Annotated in this window: 20 protein-coding genes; 12 read left to right on the forward strand and 8 right to left on the reverse strand. The window is 49.1% G+C overall.

Translation table 11 applies throughout. The features are described from left to right. Positions 1-74: 74 nt before the first annotated feature. Positions 75-506 (reverse strand): secondary thiamine-phosphate synthase enzyme YjbQ, encoded by a 432-nt coding sequence (locus C2M34_RS04335; RefSeq protein ID WP_105214828.1) that lies wholly within the window; start codon positions 504-506, stop codon positions 75-77. Between the two features lie 38 nt (positions 507-544). Continuing rightward, positions 545-979: a transcriptional repressor gene (locus C2M34_RS04340; protein ID WP_105200118.1), complete on the reverse strand. Its 435-nt coding sequence runs from the start codon at positions 977-979 to the stop codon at positions 545-547. A 113-nt stretch (positions 980-1,092) separates the two neighbouring features. On the opposite strand from C2M34_RS04340, the gene C2M34_RS04345 reads away from it, so the two are divergent. The 6 genes from C2M34_RS04345 to C2M34_RS04370 all read left to right on the forward strand — a co-directional run bounded on the left by C2M34_RS04345 (position 1,093) and on the right by C2M34_RS04370 (position 5,534). Next, complete coding sequence (locus C2M34_RS04345; protein WP_105200119.1) at positions 1,093-1,701, forward strand: MarC family protein; 609 nt, start codon at positions 1,093-1,095, stop codon at positions 1,699-1,701. 108 nt (positions 1,702-1,809) lie between these two features. Next, a complete protein-coding gene (gene dusA / locus C2M34_RS04350) occupies positions 1,810-2,814 on the forward strand; it encodes a tRNA dihydrouridine(20/20a) synthase DusA (protein ID WP_105258157.1) in 1,005 nt (334 codons plus the stop codon). A gap of 143 nt (positions 2,815-2,957) precedes the next feature. Beyond that, on the forward strand, positions 2,958-3,161 hold the full coding sequence (locus tag C2M34_RS04355; RefSeq protein ID WP_105200121.1) for a PspC domain-containing protein: 204 nt from the start codon (positions 2,958-2,960) through the stop codon (positions 3,159-3,161). A 101-nt stretch (positions 3,162-3,262) separates the two neighbouring features. Beyond that, positions 3,263-3,751 (forward strand): copper chaperone PCu(A)C, encoded by a 489-nt coding sequence (locus tag C2M34_RS04360; RefSeq protein WP_105200122.1) that lies wholly within the window; start codon positions 3,263-3,265, stop codon positions 3,749-3,751. 8 nt (positions 3,752-3,759) lie between these two features. After that, on the forward strand, positions 3,760-4,746 hold the full coding sequence (locus C2M34_RS04365) for a DUF2333 family protein (RefSeq protein ID WP_105200123.1): 987 nt from the start codon (positions 3,760-3,762) through the stop codon (positions 4,744-4,746). 11 nt (positions 4,747-4,757) lie between these two features. Further along, entirely contained in the window at positions 4,758-5,534 is a 777-nt protein-coding gene (locus tag C2M34_RS04370) for a TIGR04219 family outer membrane beta-barrel protein (RefSeq protein WP_105214824.1), read from the forward strand. Positions 5,535-5,597: 63 nt separating this feature from the next. On the opposite strand, the gene C2M34_RS04375 is transcribed toward C2M34_RS04370, so the two are convergent. The 3 genes from C2M34_RS04375 to C2M34_RS04385 form a co-directional block, all read right to left on the reverse strand. Further along, on the reverse strand, positions 5,598-6,164 hold the full coding sequence (locus C2M34_RS04375) for an SRPBCC family protein (protein ID WP_105258158.1): 567 nt from the start codon (positions 6,162-6,164) through the stop codon (positions 5,598-5,600). A 187-nt stretch (positions 6,165-6,351) separates the two neighbouring features. Beyond that, complete coding sequence (locus C2M34_RS04380) at positions 6,352-7,137, reverse strand: META domain-containing protein (RefSeq protein ID WP_105258159.1); 786 nt, start codon at positions 7,135-7,137, stop codon at positions 6,352-6,354. A 103-nt stretch (positions 7,138-7,240) separates the two neighbouring features. Further along, positions 7,241-7,807, reverse strand: coding sequence for a PhnA domain-containing protein (locus tag C2M34_RS04385; protein ID WP_105187923.1), 567 nt, complete (start codon positions 7,805-7,807; stop codon positions 7,241-7,243). 247 nt (positions 7,808-8,054) lie between these two features. On the opposite strand from C2M34_RS04385, the gene C2M34_RS04390 reads away from it, so the two are divergent. Further along, entirely contained in the window at positions 8,055-8,696 is a 642-nt protein-coding gene (locus tag C2M34_RS04390; protein ID WP_234398764.1) for a paraquat-inducible protein A, read from the forward strand. Here C2M34_RS04390 and C2M34_RS04395 read toward each other — a convergent pair. From C2M34_RS04395 to C2M34_RS04405, 3 genes are all read right to left on the reverse strand, one after another. Then, entirely contained in the window at positions 8,693-10,180 is a 1,488-nt protein-coding gene (locus C2M34_RS04395; protein WP_234398765.1) for a Ppx/GppA phosphatase family protein, read from the reverse strand. The genes C2M34_RS04390 and C2M34_RS04395 overlap by 4 nt on opposite strands. Next, positions 10,167-12,245 (reverse strand): polyphosphate kinase 1, encoded by a 2,079-nt coding sequence (gene ppk1, locus C2M34_RS04400; protein WP_105200129.1) that lies wholly within the window; start codon positions 12,243-12,245, stop codon positions 10,167-10,169. Before ppk1 ends, C2M34_RS04395 begins: the two co-directional genes overlap by 14 nt. A 109-nt stretch (positions 12,246-12,354) precedes the next feature. Next, on the reverse strand, positions 12,355-12,855 hold the full coding sequence (locus tag C2M34_RS04405; RefSeq protein WP_105200130.1) for a glycine cleavage system protein R: 501 nt from the start codon (positions 12,853-12,855) through the stop codon (positions 12,355-12,357). Positions 12,856-13,168: 313 nt separating this feature from the next. Here C2M34_RS04405 and C2M34_RS04410 point away from each other — a divergent pair, with 313 nt between their 5' ends. The 5 genes from C2M34_RS04410 to C2M34_RS04430 all read left to right on the forward strand — a co-directional run bounded on the left by C2M34_RS04410 (position 13,169) and on the right by C2M34_RS04430 (position 19,623). Then, positions 13,169-15,400, forward strand: coding sequence for an ABC transporter permease subunit (locus C2M34_RS04410; protein WP_105258162.1), 2,232 nt, complete (start codon positions 13,169-13,171; stop codon positions 15,398-15,400). 16 nt (positions 15,401-15,416) lie between these two features. After that, positions 15,417-17,066: a phosphate ABC transporter permease PstA gene (gene pstA / locus C2M34_RS04415; RefSeq protein ID WP_105200132.1), complete on the forward strand. Its 1,650-nt coding sequence runs from the start codon at positions 15,417-15,419 to the stop codon at positions 17,064-17,066. 29 nt (positions 17,067-17,095) lie between these two features. Next, positions 17,096-17,920 (forward strand): phosphate ABC transporter ATP-binding protein PstB, encoded by an 825-nt coding sequence (pstB, locus tag C2M34_RS04420; protein WP_105200133.1) that lies wholly within the window; start codon positions 17,096-17,098, stop codon positions 17,918-17,920. Positions 17,921-17,979: 59 nt separating this feature from the next. Next, on the forward strand, positions 17,980-18,681 hold the full coding sequence (gene phoU / locus C2M34_RS04425; RefSeq protein ID WP_105200134.1) for a phosphate signaling complex protein PhoU: 702 nt from the start codon (positions 17,980-17,982) through the stop codon (positions 18,679-18,681). A gap of 264 nt (positions 18,682-18,945) precedes the next feature. Continuing rightward, positions 18,946-19,623, forward strand: coding sequence for a TIGR00153 family protein (locus tag C2M34_RS04430; RefSeq protein WP_105200135.1), 678 nt, complete (start codon positions 18,946-18,948; stop codon positions 19,621-19,623). Positions 19,624-19,679 lie beyond the last annotated feature (56 nt).

The following is a 19,679-nucleotide window of genomic DNA, read 5'->3' on the forward strand; positions in this document are numbered from 1 at the left end:
TTAACTATAGCCATAGTTTGAATAAAAAAGGAAAATTGTAATCTATTGTAAGAAAAGAACTTTTGGTGTTTTTGTTAGGGGTACATTTGACCCTGAAAGGTCGCCAAAATGCGTCGCTTGCCACCCATATCTCTGTGCTCACCCAGATAAATGCCCTGCCAGGTGCCTAGCACCAGATGCCCGTCGCGAATAGGCAAGGTCAGCTCGCAGCCCAAGGTGCTGGCCTTGATATGGGCTGGCATATCGTCATCCCCTTCATAGGTGTGGCGATAGAAGGGCTGGCGCTCGGGGGCGGCCCAGTTGAAGTGGGCTTCCATATCCTGACGCACCGTGGGATCGGCGTTTTCATTAATGGTTAAACTGGCGGAGGTGTGCAGCAGTAACAGGTGTACCAAGCCGACCTGATATTGGCCGATTTGTGGCAAAAGTCGCTCCAGTTCATCATCGATAAGATGAAAACCACGCGTTTTGGCGCTTAGGGTGACTTGATGTTGTTGCCAGCTCATAAGTTATCACGGCTCATTTTGACGTACTGCTGTGGCGCTTAAGATTGGCAGTTCTTGCAAATGCCATGGGCCTCTATGGTTTGGGCGCTGACACTAAAGCCATGCTCAAGGGCAAGAGCGCTTAGCTCATGGGAAAGCACGCTGGAGTGCAGCTCGGCCACATGACCGCACTGATCACAGATCAGCAATTGCACCGGGTGGATGGACTCAAAATGATGGCACAGCATAAAGGCATTGGTGCTTTCGATTTTATGAATAAAGCCTTGCTCCGCCAGAAAATCGAGGGCGCGATAAATGGTGGCCGGTTTGGCGCTGCTTTCGGTAACCTTAAGCTGCTCAAGTAAGTCGTAGGCACCTACACCGCTTTCGGTGCTCGCCAGTAAGCGAAAAACCTTTTCTCTAATGGGTGTGAAGCGCGCACCCTTGCTATCACACATTCTTTTCGCTTTATTGACCAGCGCATCAACGTTCATAGGTTACCTTTTTGATCTTCTCGCACCCCTAATAGCATACTATGGTCGCGAAAAATTACTATCTCTGAATTGTCGCCAACGGTATAATTTTGTTTTCATAACTGGGAGTTAGCGTGAACGAGTTAATCGCCACATTTATCTTCTTTTTTGCGGTTATCGACCCGGTTGGCACCATTCCGGTATTTATCGCCGTCACCCGAGGCGAAGATGCCGCCTTTAAACGCAAGGTAGCCTATAAGGCCGTCGCCGTTTCAGCCCTGGTGTTATTATTCTTTGTGGTGGTTGGCGAGCTGCTGTTAAACGCCATTCGTATTCCCTTAGCCGCGTTTCAAATTGCCGGCGGTATCGTTCTGTTGTTATTTGCTTTGACCATGATCTTCGGTGAGGGTAAGCCTGAGTCCGAGATCAAGAGCATGCGTGACTCCACCGAAACCGCGATTTTCCCCTTGGCCATTCCTTCCATTGCCAGCCCCGGGGCCATGCTGGGCGCCGTACTGATGACCCGTAATGCCGAGTTTACCTGGGTCGAGCAGGCGATCACTTCTGCTGTGATGCTGGGTGTGCTGGTTTTGGTGCTCGTGCTTTTGCTGCTTGCCCGTTATGTGCATAACTTTATCGGTGACAGTGGCGCCAGTATTATTTCCCGGGTTATGGGTTTGATCTTAAGCTCGGTGGCGGTGGCCAATATCCTCGGCGGCATTAAAGATTATTTTGCTCTCTAGCAAGAGGATTGCTTGATGGCGTGAAATTTACGCGTTAGTTGCGTATAATTCGCGCCCTTACTGCACACTAGTACTGCACGACCGCAGGCGTTTTTTAGGTAATCAGCCATGACAGATACTATCACTCATACTCCGACTCCCACTTGGCAGCAAGACACTTTCCGCCGTTTTAGCGTTGCCCCTATGCTGGATTGGACCGACCGTCATTGCCGTACCTTTCATCGCCTGATGAGCAAAGAGGCGGTGCTTTACACTGAGATGATCACTACCGGTGCCATTATTCATGGCAAGGGCGATTACCTGCATTTTAACCAGCATGAGCAACCTGTGGCCTTGCAGCTTGGAGGTTCAAACCCCGAGGAGTTGGCCCATTGCGCTAAGCTGGCGGCCCAGCGCGGTTATGCGGAAATTAACTTAAACGTGGGTTGTCCTTCCGATAGGGTGCAAAATGGTCGCTTTGGCGCCTGTTTGATGGCCCAGCCGGAGCTGGTGGCCGAGGGCATTGCGGCGATGAAGGCGGTGACCGATATCCCGGTTACGGTAAAAACCCGTATTGGTATCGATGAACAAGACAGCTATGAGTTCCTTTTGGCGTTGATCGATGCCAATCATAAAATCGGCTGTGATGATTTTATTATCCATGCCCGTAAGGCCTGGTTGCAGGGCTTGAGCCCGAAGGAAAACCGTGAAATCCCGCCGCTTGATTATCCTCGTGTGTACCAGTTGAAAAAAGACTATCCGCATCTGCATATCAGCATAAACGGCGGCATTAAAACCCTTGCCGAGTGTCAGCATCATTTAGAGCATGTTGATGGTGTGATGATAGGGCGTGAAGCATACAGCAATCCCTATTTGCTGGCGCAGGTGGATGCCGAGCTTTATGGTCTGCCGGGCTGCACCTTGACGCGCCATCAGGTGGCCGAGCAAATGTTGGATTATATTGACGATGAAATGCGCCAGGGCGCCCGCTTTTGGCATGTGGCGCGTCATATGCTGGGGCTTTTCCAAGGGATGCCGGGAGCGCGCGGTTATCGTCGCCACCTTTCCGAGAACGGCCATAAAAGTGAAGCCACGGCGCAAACCCTGGTACAGGCATTGGGCTTTGTCAGCTAGAAGTAGGCAAATACACTACAAATTAGTCTGTCCGGCTAATTAAAATTAGCCGACTGGATTTTATAATCCTTTCAATTCAACATCTTATGTTTTGGCATATAACTTGAGAGCCATGCAGTAGTTCCACTAATTAGGAGTACAGCATGGCTAAATCAAGCAGCACTTATTATCGCGATGCCCTGAATAAGAAAATCTCCGGCGTATGTGCCGGTTTTGCGAAACATCACCATCTGCCAATCTGGCTGGTTCGTTTGGCGGTGATCATCGTCTTTCTCAATGCCCCCATTATCATGGCGGCGCTTTACCTAGTTTGCCACCTGCTCTTTGAGGAGCAGATCCTGGTTTAATCCCACCCCAGTGGGGGTTAGGTCGCTGATTTTACTAAAGACACTCAGTTGTCATTAAGTTATATTAGGGTACCTTCAAGGGATAAATTCAAGGAAGCATTATGTTGCGTATTTTCAATCGGGCCTTGCTTGCGGCAACGGCCCTCTGTGCTTGTACCTTTAGCTACGCCCAGGATGGGCTAATGATCAGCGAGGCTAAGGTTCGCCAGTTTTTGCCGGCGGCCAGCAGCTCGGTGGGCTATTTTACCTTGGAAAATAATTCCGAGCGTGAGCGCACCCTTAAAGCCGTTGAACTAGAGTCGCTGGGGCGCGTGGAAATTCATACCCATGAACACAGCGATGGCATGATGAAAATGCGCAAGTTGGACAGCCTCACTATCGGCGCAAATAGCCGCATAGTGTTGCAGCCGGGTGGGCTACACTTAATGTTATTTTCGCCACAGCAGGCCCTTAGCGTCGATCAGACTCTGAAAATGACATTGATCTTCGCCGATGGCGAACGTGTAAATGGCCAGGCGCGTGTTTTCAGCTTGATAGAGAAAGAGCAAAAGCGCGACAGCGGCAGTGAGCACCAGCACCACCACAACTAGGAGTTGATATGTCACAGCATAAAGGAAAGATCGCAGCGGCCATCGCAGCTGTATTATTGTTATTTTATTTAATTGCCGTGTATTGGAGCATAGAGCCAGACCGCTTTGATGTGCTCGAAAATGCTAAGCAGCAGGCCAGTGAACGTAACGAGCAACTGGTGACAGGATATGTGACCACCTCGGCGCTGATCACTGTGACTCAAACCTTACTCGATAAACCAGGTGGCTACCTCAGCAATGATATGATGCCGCCGAGCGTTATGATGGACAATATGCCGGCCTGGGAATACGGCGCATTGGAAATGGCCCGTGATATGGCCCTATCCATGCGTAAAGACTTTAGCCGTTCGCAATCTCAGTCAACCGAGCATCCTTCGCTGAAAAAAGCTCAACCACAATTTAACATCAGCAATACCGCCTGGATGTGGCCAAGTGCCGAGGGTGAGTATCAAAAAGGCATAGAGCTGCTGATTGAATACCGCTCGCAAATTGCCGACAGTGGTGATCGCCAAAGTCAGTTTTACGCCCGTGCCGATAACCTGCGCGCCTGGGTTAAAGAAGCAGAAAAGCGCCTAGGTAGCTTAAGTCAGCGCCTCAGTGCCAGTGTCGGTCAGGAGCGCTTAAACACGGATTTAGCCGGCGATCGCGAAGCCCATCAGGCCACCTATGCGCCTCATGAACAAATGGTGCGTACTTCCTGGTGGAAAATTGACGACACCTTTTACGAAGCCCGTGGCGCCACCTGGGCGTTACTGCATTTTCTAAATGCCATTGAGTATGACTTTGCCGATGTATTAGAGAAGAAAAATGCCAGGGTGAGTGTGCAGCAGATCATCCGCGAGCTTGAAGCTACGCAGGAGCCGGTATGGAGTCCAATGGTCTTAAACGGCAGTGGTTTTGGTTTTGTGGCCAATCACTCTTTGGTGATGGCTAATTATATTTCGCGTGCCAATGCGGCACTGATTGAACTAAGCGAGTTACTCGCACAAGGATAATAGGGGATAAAATGAAAAAGTACGTTCTAGCGGCAGCAGTATCGTTAGCAAGCATGGCGCCAGTAGCCCAGGCCGATACGTTACTGGGTTTATACGTAGGTGCCGAAGGCTGGCAGGCAGAGCCGGAAGGCAGCTTTGGTAGTAAAGGTAATGCCCAGCAGGATTTCGCGTTTGAAGATGAAACCTTAACCAGTTACTACGTAGCCCTAGAGCACCCAGTACCACTTATCCCTAACGTAAAGTTACGTTACACGGAAATGGACGTAACCGGCGACACCACCCTAGTTGACGGTTTTGAGTTCCAGGACGTTAACTTTGGCGCCGGCACGAACCTGTATACCGAAACCGATCTTACTCATATCGACTATGTGTTGTACTACGAAATTTTCGATAACGATACCCTGTCGATCGACTTGGGTCTAAGTGCTAAGCAGTTCGATGGTGATTTTTACATCATTGATACCATGAGTGGTGAAAACGCCAGCACAGGTGCCATGGTGCGTACCGACTTCTCTGGCTTTGTACCACTAGCCTATGGCCGTGCTCAGGTTGGCCTGCCGTTCACAGGTCTTAGCGTGTTTGCTGAAGGCAGCATGTTCGCTCTTGATGACAGCTCGGTGCATGACTACCAGGTTGGTGTTGAGTGGGAAGTGATCGATAACTTAGCGGTTGATGTGGCTATTCGCGGCGGTTACCGCAGCATGCTGATCGAGCTTGATGATATCGACGATATCAATACGGATATCGATGTATCTGGACCGTTCGCAGGTTTGCAGGTGCACTTCTAAGCGCAGATCTGCGCAGCAAAAAAGCGCCTTTTGGCGCTTTTTTTGTGTCTTTCCAAAAGCAGGCTAGGGGTCGCTGGGCTGCTCACTATCCTTATCGTGCTCTGGCTGGGGCAGCTCGGATAGGGTTCTTAAGTTATTCAGACTATGGGTGATGGTATTTTGCAGTTGATGCTCGGCAAGCCAAGCCAGATAAGGACCAAGTACCGGGATGGTGATTTCTCCCCGCTGTTGCCAGGTTACCCTACTGCCTTGGGCATAGCCTTGGATGCTGATAGTGCCACGGGAAAGGTATTCGTCATTTACCAGCACCTGAAATTCTAATTGCTCCGCACTGCTGTGGGTAATGCTCAGTTCACCACGGGAGCTGTCACCTAGCCAGTTGATATGCGCACCCACGCCCTGAGTTCTGCCATGTACCTGCAGCCGGGCGCGATCTTCGATTTGTTGCACCGCCAGCCATTTTGGCCAGTTGTTTAAATCCTGTAACCAGGGGGTAATTTGCGCCGATGAACTTGTGATATCGACACTGCGCTGCACCTGATAGCTGGGGGTCAGTACCAGACCAAAAAAGACGATAACAAGTAGGATAAGCACCAGGACTTTGAGCGATTTTTCTAAGGCTGTCAGCACGCTATATGGCCTCTTACCGTAAGTTACGGATAATTATAAAGGATTAGAATATCCTGTTCGTGGCAAATTTACCATGCTGTTGTTTTTGTAATAGGAACAAAAGAGGCGTTTTCTAGGGATAAAGGGGTAGGGGAAGAGCTGAAAAAATAAAGGAGAATGCGGCGCCAAGACGCCGCAATAAAAAGCCTTATGGCAGGTGTACGGCCTTAAAGCTGGCCAGGGCATCGCCTTGCTCATTTTTCAAGGTTAAGGTGTCGCCATTAATGCGGTATGAGAAGGTATCGGCTAGCACCTTGCCGAATGCTTGCTCTTGATCCATTTGCTCCATACACATTTTTCTGGTGCTGGCTAACGACTTAAAGCGTAAGCCAAAGTGCTGAGCTGTCACGTATTGACCCATAACCTGGTTACAACCCAAGAAGCCGCTAACACGACCGTCCTGGTGCAGGGTGATTTGCGGTTCACGCTGTTGAACAACTACTTGCTCAGTGCCGATTTTCATCGCTTTCCAGTAGGTATTAACCAAGTTTTCATTCGGCTTGGCAACGCGCTCCATCATCACCTTAATCGGGCTTTGTGTCTGCGTGGTACCGAAGGGGTCGTTATTTTGCGTGGTGATATAACGCAGCTCACCATTATGGGTTATTTTGGCGCTGACGCTGTAACGCATACGCTCTTTTACCGCATCGGCGGCATAGGTCAAGGCTAGATCATAAGGCGGCGCACCATCTAAAGTGACGGTTTCGCTGGCAATGACTTCGGCGGCCACATCCATTTTTGAGACATCGGAAAGGGTAACGGTTAACTGCGAGCCAGGCGGTAGCATGCTGCGGTCTTTGTAAAGAACCTGCACCTGCATGGTTTTCATTTGTTGCTCGGCGGCGGTTTGTGCGCCTTGATCCGCGGTATTGCTACAGGCACCCAATAATACGCTGGTAAGGGCTAGGGCCGAAAAAGTAATCTTTTTGCTCATATTATTAACTCCTTTAATACTGCCAGTATTTTAAGTAAATATGTATTAATTACACCTTAATACATGGACTTATACTGCGACCCTCGCGGTTAAACGGCGGTCGCTATTTCTTTACAAATTTAGTCAGAATAACGATTCGCTGACCTTCCACGCGCCCTTCGATATGCTCAGGGTTCGAGGTCAGGCCGATATTGCGTACCGCTGTGCCACGTTTGGCAACCAGGCTGCTGCCTTTTACATCTAGATCTTTGATCAGGGTGACGGTATCACCGGCGGCCAGACGCACACCGTTGGAATCAAGATGCACCACATCCTCGTCTTCAGCAATGGCGGCTTCGGCCCACTGTTGGGTTTGCTCATCTAGGTATAGCATATCCAGCATATCGCCGGCCCAACTGTGCTCGGCACTTAATTTATTCAGTAGGCGCCACGCCACAACTTGTACCGCAGGTACCTGGCTCCACATGCTGTCGTTAAGGCAGTGCCAATGGGTGTCGCTTAACTGATCTTGGTTTTGTAATTGCTCGGCACAAAAACCACATACCAGGATGGATTTGTCGGAATGGGCTTCACCTTCCGGTGGTACGGCGTACACGCTTAGGTTGTCGCTGCTGGCACATAATTCACATTGGTTGTTGCTACGATCGCGTAACGTTTGTTCTATGCTCATAAAAATCAGTACTTAATAGAGTAGAGTAAAGTAAAGCCCAATTATAACCAATATACCCACACAAAAGGTATTGTTTTAGGAACTGTTGCCTTTACAGTAAACCTTTAGGGGAGGCAGTCCCTAATTAATTCGTGTACATAAATGTACAAAAATGCTTTTTTGCACCACAGAAAGAGTCATAATAACAATCTCTTGCGATCTGGCTTGGCCATGGCAAGTGCATTTTTGGCTCTGTTGGAGGAATGCCGTGCGTCGTTTTTTTATTAGTCTACTGCTTATTTTTTCTCTGGTGTTGCTGGCCTTTGCCGTTACCGAGCCGGCACTGACTATAGAAGCAAAAATTGCCAAGTCTGAATTGGCAAGCAGTGCCGTTGAAGCCATTACCGAGGAGGGTGACAGCCAAAGCCGATATATGCTCCAGACCTTGTCGCAAATGCTCGGCCTGGATCGACTCGAAGGGCATATTGAAGCCTATGGCAAGACGCGCAGCATCTGGGGGACTGTGATGGAGTTGTACCAGCATGACAATGTTTTGGTGGCTGTGCTGGTGGCTATGTTTTCCGTGGTGGTGCCCCTGTTTAAATCCACATTGCAATTTGTTGTTTTGCTGCTTGGACCTGGGCCGAGAGTTGGGAGCCGACTTGGACGAGTGCAGGGGCGTTTGCAAAGGGTCACTGCTATGCTGAGCAAATGGAGCATGGCCGATGTGTTTGTGCTGGCGCTTATCATCACCTATCTGGGTGGTAATGCCGATGGCCACTTTGGTCAATTAGTTATAATGCAGGCGCAGTTACACCAGGGCTTTTGGCTGTTTCTCGGCTATTGCCTGGTGTCCATAATCACCAGTGTTGTGTTACATCGACAGTGCCAACTATGGAATAGGGCCTAGAACACCTGAAGTTTTAGGCCCAGTTTCTGCCATTGCCTTTGTTCCGCTTCCAGATCGGCGGCGAACAAGGTGTGCTCCTTAAGCCACTTTCCCTTAAATTCCACGTTCAATGAATGGCCATCGACCGTGATGGCAAACTGAGGTTTACTCTGCGCCTGGCGCTTGCGGTTAAGCAAGACAGCCAAACGAAACAGGACGATCAGCCGATAGAGTGTGGCCTGCGGCAAATGAATAAAGTCGGGCATTTCTCTGAGCTTGATTTTCTTGCGCGAGAAACGGGTTAAGGTCGCCAGCAGTTGTTGCTGCTCCTGAGTAAAGCCGGGCAACTGGCTGTGGGCAATAATATAAGCGCTGTGCTTATGCAGTGCGGAGGAATTGATGCTCAAGCCCACCTCATGCAGTTGTGCGGCCCAGTTAAGAACGGCCAAATCCTCTTCGCTTAATTGCCACGGCTTGGCAACATGAGGAAAAAGCCATTGCAGGGAAGCGCATACATTGGCGGCGTGCTCGGTATCTATCACATAACGGGCACTTAAGTTGGTGATGGTGGTAACGCGGATATCCTTGTCCGTGAGTTTGTCATGAAGCTCATGCAGCAGGCCTTCACGCAGCGAGTAATCGCAATAACTGAGCTTTTCTATATTCAGCGAGCGCATTACCGCAATCATAATGGCTAAACCTCCGCAAAAGGTGCCACGGCGCTCGGGCACCAGCTCGCTATAGGGCAGATTATCGAAGTGGCCAGCGGCGCAGCTGCTGTTCATTAGCTGTAATAAATCGTCTAGAGTCAGATCTTGGTTCAGATCACCCTGATGGCAAACGGCGGTCAACACCTTGGCGGTGCCCGAGGTGGCCAGCACATGCTGCCAACCTAGTTGACCATAACTGGTGGTGATTGACTCCAGCTCCTGCTCGGCGCGTAAAATGGCGCGCTGAAAACGCTTTTTGGTGATCCGGCCATCGCCGAAAAACTGCTGCGAATAACTGACACAGCCCATATTTCGACTGCTGAGCGCCAAATGCTGATGATGCTCGCCGATCACCAGCTCGGTGCTGCCACCGCCTATATCTATCACTAAACGGCGGCCTTCATGATGCATATGATGAGCCACGCCCTGGTAAATAAGTCGCGCTTCTTCCTGACCGGAAATTACCTCGATATGAAAAGGGAAAATCGCTCGTGCTCTTTGCATAAAGCGTTTAACGTTACGGGCCCGGCGCAGAGTATAGGTGGCGACCACCTTAACGTTGGCGGCGGGAAAGTCCGCCAGGGTAAGGGCAAATTGCTTGAGTACAGCAACCGCCCTGTCTATGGCTTCATCGCTGAGGCAGTAGCGGTGATCCAGCCCCGCGGCCAGATAGACCCGTTGTTTTTCCTTATGCAGTACCTCGAAGCGGCCATCGACTTCACGTGCTAGCAGCAGGTGAAAACTGTTCGATCCTAAGTCAACTGCGGCGTAGGTAGTGGGCTCATTGGTTTGCACGGCTGCTTTCCCATTTCTTGAGATAATCATGTATGGCTATCTGCGAGCGGATTTTCTTTTTATTACCGCGACGCACATAGTGATTTTGTTGTTGTGCGTCAATAATACGGGCTTTGCTGCGGTCGCGCCATTGCAGTTCAAGAATATCTATGATCACCTGCTGCAGGGCCGGGCTGTAGATGGGTACCCCGACTTCGACGCGATGATCCAGGTTACGGGTCATCCAGTCGGCGGAGGAAATATAGACCTTACTTTGTTCATATTTACCGAACACCATGACTCGCGGGTGCTCTAAAAAGCGATCCACTATGCTGATCACCTTGATATTCTCGCTTAATCCCTTAATGCCTGGCACCAGGGAGCACATACCGCGAATAATCAGGCGTATCTTCACCCCTTGCTGCGAAGCCAGATAGAGCTTGTCGATCAGTTCCTTATCTACCAGGTTGTTGATCTTAATAAGAATGCTGCCGTTACGCTTAAGCTGGCACTGCTCTTCAATCAAACTGTTGATACGCTCGCGGGCATTGACCGGCGACACCATAAGGTGTTCAAAGTTAAATGGCTTGTAGCTGTGCTCGATAAACTTAAAGACGTTGTCGCATTCCTCACAAATGGCAGGATCTTTGGTGAACAGGCTAAAGTCGGTATAGATTTTCGCTGTTTTCTCGTGGAAGTTACCCGTGCCTATATGGGCATAGGAAACGATTTGCCCCTGCTCTTTACGGTGGATCACGCAAAGTTTGGAATGCACCTTCAAAGAAGGGATACCGAAGATAACCTTGATGCCAGCCTCGTCCAGGGATTTGGCCCATTCAATATTGTTCTGCTCATCGAACCTGGCCTTGAGCTCCACCATGACGGTCACCTTTTTACCATTTTTGGCGGCATTGACCAGGGCGCCAATTAAGCGCGACTGGCTGGCAACACGATAAATATTGACCTTGATATGCACCACATCCGGGTCGAAGGAGGCCTGGCGCACATAGTTCAAAAAGTGATTAAAGGTGTGATAGGGGTAATAGAGCAAGATGTCTTCATGGCTGATGGCATCAAACACGCTGCTAAAGCGCTCAAAGGCATGAGAGCGCAGGCTCGGCAACGGGCTATTTTCTAAATAGCGACGACCCACATTGGGAAAAGCCAAAAAATCGCGGAAATTACGGTATCGGCCACCTGGGATCAGGGCGTCAAAGCGGTTGATACCTAAGCGTTTACGCAGCACCTTGTGCATTTCGCTGGGCATAGTATGGTCGTATACCAGACGCACCGGCTCGGAGCGCAGGCGCTGTTTTAAGCCCTTGGACATCTTGTCCAATACGCCTTCTTCGATTTCATCATCGAGATTGTATTCGGCATCTCGGGTCAGTTTAATGGCGTAGCCACGAATGGAGTCGAAGGCGAAAAAGTTGCCGAATACGTCTTTAAGAAAATAAAGAATAATATCATCGAGCAGCACTATGGTCTTTTGGCGCCGGGTTCTTTCTGCCGGCAGCACCACAAAGCGCGGCAGGCGATTGGTCGGCACCTCCAGCAGGGCGTAGTGATTTTTGTCATCCTGCATTTCCACGAACAAATAGGTCATGGTGTCGTTGATATGGCCCGAGTAATTCTTGTTTTCGTCCACCAAAATAGGTGACAGGTGTTCAAGTACCTCGGCCTTAAAGAAACCACCCAGCCATTGCTGATGAAAGGGGCTGAGCTGCTCTGGGCGTTTTACATGGATATTGTGTTCGGTCAGGGTCTTAAGAATATCATCATAGGCGACATTGAAATCATGACCCAGGGTTAAGACCTTGTCCTGAATTTGCTGCATTAAGGCCTCATCTTCGTCAAAATTGGCGTCTGGCAGCTTGTTAAGAAGAATTCGGCGCTTTACATCGGCAACCCGCACCTGGAAAAATTCATCGAGATTATTGGAGAAAATACCTAAAAAGCGAATACGCTCGATAATGGGGTTAGTTGTATCTCTCGCTTCTTGCAATACCCGCTCGTTAAACGATAACCAACTCAGCTCTTTGGGATAATAGCTGGTGACGTGCAGGTCGACTTGTTCCATGTTCATAACACACTCAGAATAAAGGGCTGGCTAAGTGCGCTAATTTATTGCAGAAACATGACCGAAATATGACAGGGGCCGCAGCCTTGCCTATTTCGGTCGTAAGTTTTTGCCGCTAATCTTCGATATCGACGATCACATCCGAGGTAATGGATTCTAGCGCTTCAATAACCACGTCTCGACTCATTCCCGCAGGTAAGGACACGGTCGCCATGGCGCTGAAAATAGGCACGCCCCAGTTAGGTGCGCTTTGTCGCTTTGATGTCAGATGGGTGATATTGGCCCCCTTATGACGGATCACGGTTGCCAGCTCTTGTACTATACCCGGGCGATCATTGCCGGTGATCACCAGGTTAATTAACTCGGCGGTTGCGGCGTTGGTGAGGTCGCCGGATTCGACGCGAATTTCCAAATGCGCAATGCTATTGAGGGAATCTTGTAACTCGCGCAGGTGCTCTTCGGCCACTTCGACCTGAACGATACCGGCAAACTTACCGGCAAGATGGGAAAGGTTACTGGCTAACCAGTTACCATGGTGACTAAGAATAACGGAAGCAAGGTCTTCTAAGAGGCCGGGGCGGTCTTGGCCGATTACGGTTAATACTAACTGCTGCATAGGTTACTGTCTCTTTATTATTGTGAGTGAAAAGCCCGTTTAAGGGAGCATATATAAACCCCAGAGAATTCGTTAAGGCAATGTTAATTATAAAGTTTTAAATAGGTTTGAATATTTATTCAAATCCTTCATCAGCAAGTATTGACCCCTTTTTTAAGTTTGTCCAATTGTTGCAGTGAGGATTTTAACTCCCGGGTCTGCTCGGCTAAGAAGATTAAAATTCAGCTTTTCGTAGCAGTTTTAGAGCCATGTAACAAAACTGTCATTTTGATGAAATATAATCCGTACATCGTCAAGATCTAAGGGTAAGTTGATGACTTCCAATCCGCAAAACCTGTCATTTAGCACGGATAGAAGCCGTCTGTTTAAAGACAAAATAGCTCAGTTTAGTATTACCTCAGGTGGGGTAATGGTACTCGTGGCGCTGTTGCTGATATTTTTCTATCTCCTCTATGTAGTACAGCCAATTTTTGAATCGGCTGAAGTTCAAGAGCGCGCACATTTCACCGTAGACCAGCAAGAAGTAGTAGGTCTAGGCCTTGAAGAGCAAACCGAGGTCGCTTACTTGCTTAAGCGTAGTGGTGCCGTTGATTTCTATAATATCCAGGGGACTGATTTCGGTAAGCAGATCACCGAACTGACGGCAGAGTTGCCAGCGGCAGTGTCCAGCTTTGCAACCAGCGCGCCGCACCAGGGCTTGTACGCCTATGGTTTGGATAGCGGTGAAGTGGTTATCGTAAAGCCCAGCTTTCAGGTTACCTTCCCTAACAACCAGCGTAAGATGACGCCTGTCCTTAATTACCCCTTAGGCAGTGAGCCGTTAACGGTTGACCAGCAGGGCGCCGCCATAAAGCGCTTCGCCTTTGCTCAAGCTGAAGGCAAGCTTGTTGTGGTTGCTTTGACCGTCGATAAGCGCGTGGTATTTAGCGCCTATGTGGGTGAAGAAAACTTTATGACCGGCGAAACCGAATGGGTTGCGGAGCAAACCGAGCTGGATATCGACGGTCGTATTGATGAGCTGTTGATCTCTCCCGATGGCAGTCGCGTTTTTGTGCGTTCGGCCAACCAGATTTATATCTTCGACAGCCGCTATGCCGATGATGTGCAACTGACACAGATTTTGGCGGCGAATGAAGAAAACGCCAATATTGTTTCTGCGCAACTACTTGCCGGTGCCAACTCGCTAATGTTGGCCAATGACAACGGTGAAGTGTCGCAGTGGTTTGAGGTGAATACCGATGAGGGTAAGGAATTTAAGAAAATTCGTGCCTTTGAAACCTCAAAGCAAAAAGCCATTAATATTTACTCTGAATTCTACCGTCGCACCTTCTTTACTACCGGTGCCAACGGTGAGCTAGGCCTGTATTACACCACCAGTGAAGCCAAGCTATGGCAGGGCAAGGTGGCCGAAGGAGCCATTAAGAACTTTGCCGTTGCTCCGCGTGCTAATGCTGCGTTAATTCTTGCCGACAACAAGGTGAGCGTGCTGGAAATTGAAAACGAGCACCCAGAAGTAACCTGGTCTGGTTTATGGCAAGAAGTTTGGTATGAAGGCTACCCTGAGCCGGATTACATCTGGCAGTCAACGTCGGCCAGTGATGACTTTGAATCTAAATTCTCTTTGGTGCCTATTTCATTCGGTACCTTAAAAGCGGCCATGTACGCCATGCTGTTTGCCGTGCCTATCGCTCTGTCTGCGGCCATTTACACCGCCTACTTTATGTCGAGCGAGCTCCGTAAGGTGGTTAAGCCAACGGTTGAAATTATGGAAGCCTTACCAACGGTTATCTTAGGTTTCTTGGCCGGTCTCTGGTTGGCGCCGTTAATTGAGGAAAACCTCCCGGCCATTGTCGCTCTCTTGGTACTGTTGCCTATAGGTATCTTAGCTACTGCTTTGGCATGGACTAAGCTGCCGGAGCATATTCGTCACCGTATTCCAGAGGGCGCACACTCGATTATTCTTATTCCTGTGGTGTTGTTTATCGGTTGGTTGTCATTTGCCATGAGCGGTAACCTCGAAGCCTGGTTCTTTGGTGGCAACGTGCGTCAGTACATCACCAACGAGTTAGGCATGACCTTCGACCAACGTAACTCTTTGGTTGTGGGTATCGCCATGGGCTTTGCGGTTATTCCGACTATTTTCTCGATTGCCGAAGATGCGGTATTCAGCGTGCCTAAGCACCTGTCGAACGGCTCTCTGGCGCTGGGCGCCACCCAATGGCAAACCCTGGTGCGCGTAGTATTACTTACCGCCAGCCCGGGTATCTTCTCGGCTATTATGATGGGCCTAGGTCGCGCCGTGGGTGAAACTATGATCGTACTGATGGCGACAGGTAACACGCCAATTATGGATTGGAGCATTTTCCAAGGTATGCGTACTCTGGCGGCCAACATAGCGGTAGAAATGCCGGAGTCAGAAGTAGGTAGTTCGCACTACCGTATTCTTTTCCTTGCCGCCTTTGTGCTGTTTATTTTCACCTTTGTCTTTAACACGCTTGCTGAGTTTGTTCGTCAGCGCCTGCGTGAAAAGTACAGCTCACTGTAATTAGAGGAGAAACGACATGATAAGACAGTGGTTTAAGTCTGGTTCTCCTTGGATTTGGATGACCGGTGGTGCGGTAAGCATCAGTTTGATTTCGGTAATCGGCCTGCTGGCCTTGATCGCATGGCGTGGTCTGGGCTTCTTCTGGGCCTCACCGGTACACGAGTTTCATATTCAGGGCTCGGTAGAGCAGCACACGGTAATAGGTGAAATCTATGACCACGAAGTTGTGCCGGCCAGCCGCGTACGCCAAGCGGGCGTAGACTTGGGTGACTTCCAGGGGGAAGAACTAACCCGTTACCTGATAAAAACCGGTAACCGTGAATATGTGGAGTTGGATTTCCGTTGGATTTTGGAAACCGACATCCAAAGCCAATCGACGCCCCATAACCTGGCCGTGTTCGAACGTTCTAAAAACGGTAACTTCTATGGTTATATCGAACAGGTGATCGAAAACGGTCAGCCGGTTCAAGGCGACCTGGAAGAAAAACTGGAAGAGCTGGTAGAGCGTGCGGTAGACCTGAATGAACAGGCGCTGGACCTGCAAAATGGCGACATTGGCCATATTAACTACGAGCTTGAGCGCCTGCGTTTAAAAGAGCGTGGCTATGAGCTTGATAACGAGTTGACTCATGAGCGTGCCGCTGAGCTTGAAGCCCAACGTAAGGCCTTGCGTGAACAGTATAAAGAGCTGGAAAAAACACTTTTCCAACTGCGTGATGACGCCAAGCGCGATCAGGTTGTAGTAAAAGACATGCGCGGTGAGCTGGTAACCCTGCCACTGTATCAGGTGCTGGATTTCTGGTTGCCGAACGACATGGGCTTCTTTGCCAAGGTGGGTCATTACTTCGGCCAATTGGGCAAGTTTATTTCTGACGACCCTCGCGAAGCGAACACTGAGGGCGGGGTATTCCCAGCCATCTTCGGTACCGTATTTATGGTTATGCTAATGGCAGTGATTGTGACTCCATTTGGTGTGGTTGCAGCCATTTACCTGCACGAATATGCGGCGAAGAATGCGGTAACTAAGATGATCCGTATCGCGGTAATCAACCTGGCCGGTGTACCTTCTATTGTATACGGTGTATTCGGTCTTGGTTTCTTCGTTTATATGCTAGGTGGCAGCATCGACCAATTGTTCTACCCGGAAGCGTCGCCAAGCCCGGTATTTGGTACTCCTGGTGTGATCTGGTCGGCATTGACTCTGGCTATTTTGACTCTGCCTGTGGTTATCGTATCAACCGAAGAAGGTTTATCACGTATTCCAAGTCAGGTGCGTCAGGGCTCATTGGCTCTGGGTGCCACCAAGGCTGAAACCCTGTGGCGCATCGTGGTGCCTATGGCCAGCCCGGCCATTATGACCGGTCTGATCCTAGCGGTGGCCCGTGCGGCCGGTGAGGTTGCACCTCTGATGCTGGTGGGTGTAGTGAAAATGGCACCAACTCTGCCACTGGATGGTAACTTCCCTTATGTGCACTTAGATCGTAAATTTATGCACTTGGGTTTCCATATTTATGATGTAGGCTTCCAAAGCCCGAACGTAGAAGCTGCGCGCCCACTGGTCTATGCAACTGCATTCCTGCTGGTCACAGTGATTATTGCTCTGAACATCACGGCAATTGGTATTCGTAACCATTTGCGTGAGAAGTTCCGCGCGCTAGACAACTAATGTAAAGAATTGAGATAGGTAAAAACGTTATGATTACAGTTGCAACCGAAGTAAACGCAGCAAACACGCACAAGTTGGATCTAACCAATCTGACCCCAGAGCAAACAGCGTTACAGATTAAAAACCTCGATCTTTACTACGGCGAGAAGCAAGCACTGGCAAATGTCAGCATGGATATCCCCAAAGGTCAGGTAACCGCATTTATCGGTCCATCTGGCTGTGGTAAGTCGACGCTATTGCGTTGTATTAACCGCATGAATGATCTGGTTGATACCTGTCGTATCGAAGGTCAAATCCTGCTGCACGGCGAAAATATTTACGACAAGCGTGTCGATGTTGCGGCCCTGCGCCGCAACGTCGGCATGGTGTTCCAGCGTCCTAACCCCTTCCCTAAGTCGATTTATGAGAACGTGGTATATGGCCTGCGCCTACAGGGCATTAAAGACAAGCGTAAGCTGGATGAAGTGGTGGAAAAATCACTGCGCGGTGCGGCCTTGTGGGATGAAGTTAAAGACCGACTGCACGACAGTGCCTTTGGTCTTTCAGGTGGTCAGCAGCAGCGTCTGGTGATTGCCCGTTCAATCGCGATTGAACCTGAAGTTTTGCTTCTGGATGAGCCGACCTCGGCACTTGACCCAATTTCAACCTTGGTTATCGAAGAGCTGATCAGCGATCTAAAAGATAAATACACTGTGGTAATAGTGACACACAACATGCAACAGGCAGCCCGTGTGTCAGACCAAACCGCATTTATGTATATGGGTGAGCTAATTGAGTATGCAGATACCAATACCTTGTTCACCACGCCAAGTAAAAAGAAAACCGAAGACTATATCACTGGTCGTTACGGTTAAGCTGTGATGGGCGTAGCAATGCTTGCTATCATTATTAGGTAAGAATTAAGAAGGCCATTATGGAACACAATATTAATAAGCATATCTCCGGTAAGTTTAACGAAGAGCTGGAAAATGTGCGCAATCATGTACTAAGCATGGGTGGTTTGGTTGAGCAGCAACTAAACAGTGCCTTAGACGCCGTAGCCAAAGGCGACGGCGAACTGGCGAAGAAGGTAAAAGAAAACGATTACCGTGTTAACGCCATGGAAGTGAACATAGATGAAGAGTGCACGCGCATCATCGCCAAGCGTCAGCCGGCGGCGAGCGATTTACGCCTGGTTGTTGCCATCGCCAAAACCATTGCCGATCTAGAGCGTATCGGCGATGAAGCCGAGCGTATCGCCAAAGTAGCCTTGGATTCTTTCACCAAGGATCAGCAGGGCTTGCTGGCGAACATGGAAAACATGGGTCGCCTGGTGTCAAAAATGCTGCACGATGTGCTTGATGCTTTTGCCCGTATGGATGCGCAAAAAGCGTTTGAAGTGCACAAGGCCGATGAAAAGGTCGACCGTGAATACGAAGCCCTGACGCGTCAGATTATGACCTACATGATGGAAGATCCGCGTTCAATTCCGCGTGTAATGGAGCTGATCTGGTCGGTACGTTCACTGGAGCGCATAGGTGATCGTTGTCAGAATATTTCTGAGTACGTAATCTACTTTGTTAAGGGTAAAGATATTCGCCACGTATCACAGGATATGATTGCGAAGACCATCTAACCGGTAGCAAGATGTAAGGGCAAAAGGACTTTTGCCCTTTTTTATGTTCATATTTTTCACCGTCTTGGAGTTGGCAAAACATTGATGAATTGAGCATGAAAATTCATGCGTTCGGGTGATTAATAAGGTAAAATCACGCCCGAAGCATAAAGATGCAAATCGAAAATAAATTGACACTGGTAGCGATTATAGGAGTCATCCTAAGACGTTTCCGTGACTTATTTATGACGATTTTATTGCAAACTAAGATTCAAAGGGTCAATTATGCCTAGTAATGCGTTTTTAGGGGTTTTTGCAAAATCACCTATTAAACCAATCGAAGATCATATAAAAAAGGTGCACAAAGCCAGCGCCATGCTTATTCCATTTTTTGAACATGTGTTTAAAAAAGAGTGGCATGAAGCGGAAGAGTTACGCCTTAAAATTCGCTCACTTGAACGTGAAGCGGACGAGTTAAAACGTGAAATCCGTCTTAACTTGCCACGTGGTTTGTTCCTTCCAGTTGAGCGTACCGACCTACTTGAGCTGATCACTCATCAGGATAAGATTGCTAATAAAGCAAAAGATATTGCCGGTCGTGTTGTTGGTCGTGAGATGACAATCCCAGAGACCATTCAAAAAGACTTTTTGCAATATTTATCCCGCTGCGTGGATGCAACTAAACAAGCATCAAAGGCAATTAACGAGCTAGACGAGTTATTGGAAACCGGTTTTCGCGGTCGCGAAGTTGTGCTGGTGGAAAAAATGCTGGTTGAGCTTGATGCCATTGAGCAAGACACGGACGACATGCAAATCAGATTGCGTCATGAATTACGTCGCATCGAAGACACGATGAACCCAGTTGATGTGATGTTCTTATACAAGATCATCGAATGGGTGGGTGATTTAGCAGATATCGCTGAACGAGTTGGTGCTCGTTTAGAAGTGCTGTTAGCCCGTTAACATTGCCCGGATTTAACTCAGTGAAAGGTACAGAGTTAAATCACACAAAGTTAAAA

The organism is Pseudoalteromonas sp. T1lg88, assembly GCF_002964765.1.
Classification (GTDB): domain Bacteria; phylum Pseudomonadota; class Gammaproteobacteria; order Enterobacterales; family Alteromonadaceae; genus Pseudoalteromonas.

Bases quoted from the DNA above. Each gene is read 5' to 3' on its own strand.
- C2M34_RS04335 (WP_105214828.1), bottom strand. From the start codon at position 506: ATGAGCTGGCAACAACATCAAGTCACCCTAAGCGCCAAAACGCGTGGT.
- C2M34_RS04340 (WP_105200118.1), bottom strand. From the start codon at position 979: ATGAACGTTGATGCGCTGGTCAATAAAGCGAAAAGAATGTGTGATAGC.
- dusA (WP_105258157.1), top strand. From the start codon at position 1,810: ATGACAGATACTATCACTCATACTCCGACTCCCACTTGGCAGCAAGAC.
- C2M34_RS04355 (WP_105200121.1), top strand. From the start codon at position 2,958: ATGGCTAAATCAAGCAGCACTTATTATCGCGATGCCCTGAATAAGAAA.
- C2M34_RS04360 (WP_105200122.1), top strand. From the start codon at position 3,263: ATGTTGCGTATTTTCAATCGGGCCTTGCTTGCGGCAACGGCCCTCTGT.
- C2M34_RS04365 (WP_105200123.1), top strand. From the start codon at position 3,760: ATGTCACAGCATAAAGGAAAGATCGCAGCGGCCATCGCAGCTGTATTA.
- C2M34_RS04370 (WP_105214824.1), top strand. From the start codon at position 4,758: ATGAAAAAGTACGTTCTAGCGGCAGCAGTATCGTTAGCAAGCATGGCG.
- C2M34_RS04380 (WP_105258159.1), bottom strand. From the start codon at position 7,137: ATGAGCAAAAAGATTACTTTTTCGGCCCTAGCCCTTACCAGCGTATTA.
- C2M34_RS04385 (WP_105187923.1), bottom strand. From the start codon at position 7,807: ATGAGCATAGAACAAACGTTACGCGATCGTAGCAACAACCAATGTGAA.
- ppk1 (WP_105200129.1), bottom strand. From the start codon at position 12,245: ATGAACATGGAACAAGTCGACCTGCACGTCACCAGCTATTATCCCAAA.
- C2M34_RS04405 (WP_105200130.1), bottom strand. From the start codon at position 12,855: ATGCAGCAGTTAGTATTAACCGTAATCGGCCAAGACCGCCCCGGCCTC.
- C2M34_RS04410 (WP_105258162.1), top strand. From the start codon at position 13,169: ATGACTTCCAATCCGCAAAACCTGTCATTTAGCACGGATAGAAGCCGT.
- pstA (WP_105200132.1), top strand. From the start codon at position 15,417: ATGATAAGACAGTGGTTTAAGTCTGGTTCTCCTTGGATTTGGATGACC.
- pstB (WP_105200133.1), top strand. From the start codon at position 17,096: ATGATTACAGTTGCAACCGAAGTAAACGCAGCAAACACGCACAAGTTG.
- phoU (WP_105200134.1), top strand. From the start codon at position 17,980: ATGGAACACAATATTAATAAGCATATCTCCGGTAAGTTTAACGAAGAG.
- C2M34_RS04430 (WP_105200135.1), top strand. From the start codon at position 18,946: ATGCCTAGTAATGCGTTTTTAGGGGTTTTTGCAAAATCACCTATTAAA.